At 74.5% G+C, this 2,552-nt stretch carries 4 protein-coding genes; 2 read left to right on the forward strand and 2 right to left on the reverse strand.

Going from position 1 to position 2,552, the window contains the following annotated elements; translation table 11 throughout:
• Positions 1-285 (reverse strand): FAD-dependent oxidoreductase (locus H5J29_RS28915; RefSeq protein WP_181784144.1); only part of this gene is annotated, 285 nt, incomplete at its 3' end.
• Positions 286-359: 74 nt separating this feature from the next.
• On the opposite strand from H5J29_RS28915, the gene H5J29_RS28920 reads away from it, so the two are divergent.
• Together H5J29_RS28920 and H5J29_RS28925 are read left to right on the forward strand one after the other, a co-directional pair.
• Positions 360-977, forward strand: coding sequence for a TetR/AcrR family transcriptional regulator (locus H5J29_RS28920; protein ID WP_181784145.1), 618 nt, complete (start codon positions 360-362; stop codon positions 975-977).
• Complete coding sequence (locus H5J29_RS28925; RefSeq protein WP_181784146.1) at positions 974-1,306, forward strand: nuclear transport factor 2 family protein; 333 nt, start codon at positions 974-976, stop codon at positions 1,304-1,306. Before H5J29_RS28920 ends, H5J29_RS28925 begins: the two co-directional genes overlap by 4 nt.
• A gap of 39 nt (positions 1,307-1,345) precedes the next feature.
• Here H5J29_RS28925 and H5J29_RS28930 read toward each other — a convergent pair.
• Positions 1,346-2,552: aldehyde dehydrogenase (locus H5J29_RS28930; protein ID WP_181784147.1), on the reverse strand; the 1,207-nt coding region annotated here is incomplete at its 5' end.

Below are 2,552 nucleotides of genomic sequence, written 5' to 3' on the forward strand. Positions count from 1 at the left end.
CGCCGAGGCCAGGTCACGCGCCGCCCGCCGGGCGGTGGCGACGTCCACGGTCTCGTCGTACGGCACCATCCGGGTGATCACCGCCAGGCCCGGTGTCTCGAGGAGGACGTCCGCCAGGCCGAGCGCGACCACCTCCTGGAAGCCCCAGGGGACCATGCCCTCGCCGCGGACCTGGTCGCGGTAGGCCGTCTCGCGCTCCAGCACGGTGACCGCGAGCCCCGCCGCGGCCAGCCGGGCCGCGATCGCACAGCCCCCGACACCGCCTCCGACGACCACCACGTCCATCCGGTCCTCCTCGTCTCATTTACTGTGACATAATGACGGCCTGGTCGAGGGTGGGCGCAAGGGGGAACCGCGAGATGACACGTCGGCGAGGTGGTCGGCAACCCGCCCCGCTCACCGGTGCGGACCTGCGGGAGGCCGCGCTGCGGGTGGTCGCCCGCAGCTCGCTGGACCGGCTGACCGTGCGCGAGGTGGCGCAGGAGCTCGGGGTCACCGCACCGGCCGTGCACTACCACCTGCGGGGTGGGGCCGACCTCGCCGACCGCGTCGTGGAGGCCGTCGCGGCGGGCATCGAGCTGCGGGACGACCCCGATCTCGACTGGGTCGAGCGCTATGTCGCCCTGGTCGACCGGATGGACCAGGCCTTCCTCCGCTACCCGGGCACCGGCCTGCGGGCGCTCACCGCGACCGGGCCGTCGGCGGCCGCGGACCGGTTGACCGCGGCCGCGCTCGACATCCTGCTCGACGCCGGGTTCGACCGCCCGGCCGCCACGGAGATCTTCGCGTCGACCTATCTGCTGTTCACCGGCTGGCTCGCGACCCGCGGCCGGACCGAGCAGGGGAGCGTGCACCCCGCCTGGCTCGCCGCGGCGGGCCACGGCGGCTCCGGACCGCTCCATGCCGCCCTCCGCCGGGTGCTGACCGGGACACCCGTGCCGACCCCGGATCCGACCCCGACGAGAGGACGACGATGACGACCACCGAGACGTGGGCGGAGGGCTACCTGTCCGCCTGGGACAGCGGCGACCCGGACCGGATCATGGCCTGGATGGCCGACGACGCGGTCTTCACCGACGTCCCCAGCGGGCACACCGCCGAGGGTGCTGCCGCGGTGCGGGAGTTCGTCGAGTCGGCGTTGCGCAAGGCACCCGGCGCCACGTTCGAGGTCCAGAGCAGCGTGGTCACGGACGAGGCGTTCGCGATCGAGTGGATCATGCAACCGGCCGCCCTGCGGGGCGCCTCGGTCGGACGGCGCCGCGACGGGCGGATCACCGTGAACCGGGACTACTGGAACGCCGGGTAGGGAGCCGGGACGACGGCGGGTCCCGACGGCGCCCACCCCTCAGCCCAGGGTGAACGGGTCCCGGGACAGCCCGGAGAGCTCGATCCACACCGCCTTGGTCTCGGTGTAGTCCCTGATGGCCGCCGCCCCGTTCTCGCGTCCGATCCCGGAGAGCCCCACCCCGCCGAACGGCACCTGGGGGGCGACGGCCCGGTAGGCGTTGACCCACACGGTCCCCGCCCGCAGCCGGGCGGCGACCCGGTGCGCGCGGTGCACGTCCTTCGTCCACACCGAGCCCGCCAGGCCGAACGGGGTGGAGTTGGCCAGCTCCACGGCCTCTGCCTCGTCGGTGAAGGTGGACACGGCGAGGACGGGGCCGAAGATCTCCTCGGTGAGGGCACGGGCGTCGGCGGGCAGGTCGGTGAGCACGGTCGGGCGGACGAAGTACCCGCCCAGCCCCGGGGGCTGCTCGCCGCCGCACGCGATCGTGGCGCCCTGGTCGCGGGCCGCGGCGAAGTGCCCGAGGACGACCTGGAGCTGGCGGTCGTTCGACAGGGGGCCCATCTCGGTCTCCGGGGCCTTCGGGTCGCCCACGACGATCCGCTCGGCCCGGTCGACGATCCGGCGGACCAGCTCGTCGGCCACCGAGGCGTGCACCAGCAGCCGGGAGCCCGCCAGGCAGGTCTGCCCGGTGGCGGCGAACACCCCGGCGACCACGCCGTTGGCGGCGGCGTCGAGATCCGCGTCGGGGAAGACGACCTGGGCGGACTTGCCGCCGAGCTCCAGGCTCACCCGCGCGAGGGTGTCCGCCGCGGCGTGCGCGACCGCGATCCCGGTCGCGGTGGACCCCGTGAACGCGATCTTGTCGACGCCCGGGTGGGCCGCCAGCGCCTTCCCGGTCTCCGCACCCCAGCCCGTCACGACGTTGACGACGCCGGGCGGGAACCCGGCCTCGGTGACGAGCTCGGCCAGGGCCACCGTGGAGGCGGGGGTGTAGTCGCTCGGCTTGACCACCACCGTGCAGCCCGCGGCCAGCGCGGGGGCGAGCTTCCAGGTCAGCAGCAGCAGCGGCGAGTTCCACGGGGTGATCGCGGCGACCACGCCGACGGGCTCGTGCCTCGTGTAGACGAGGTAGTTGTTCTTGTCGGTCGGGATCGCCTCGCCCTGGGCCGTCTCCGCGACCCCGGCGAAGTAGCTGTACCAGGCGGGCAGGCCGCGGACCTGGCCCGCCATCTCGCGCAGGAGCTTGCCGCCGTCGCGCACCTCG

Source organism: Pseudonocardia pini (assembly GCF_013870575.1).
Lineage (GTDB): Bacteria > Actinomycetota > Actinomycetes > Mycobacteriales > Pseudonocardiaceae > Pseudonocardia > Pseudonocardia pini.

What these genes read in the sequence shown, in the direction of transcription:
- H5J29_RS28920 (WP_181784145.1), top strand. Translation starts at nt 360, where the DNA reads ATGACACGTCGGCGAGGTGGTCGGCAACCCGCCCCGCTCACCGGTGCG.
- H5J29_RS28925 (WP_181784146.1), top strand. Translation starts at nt 974, where the DNA reads ATGACGACCACCGAGACGTGGGCGGAGGGCTACCTGTCCGCCTGGGAC.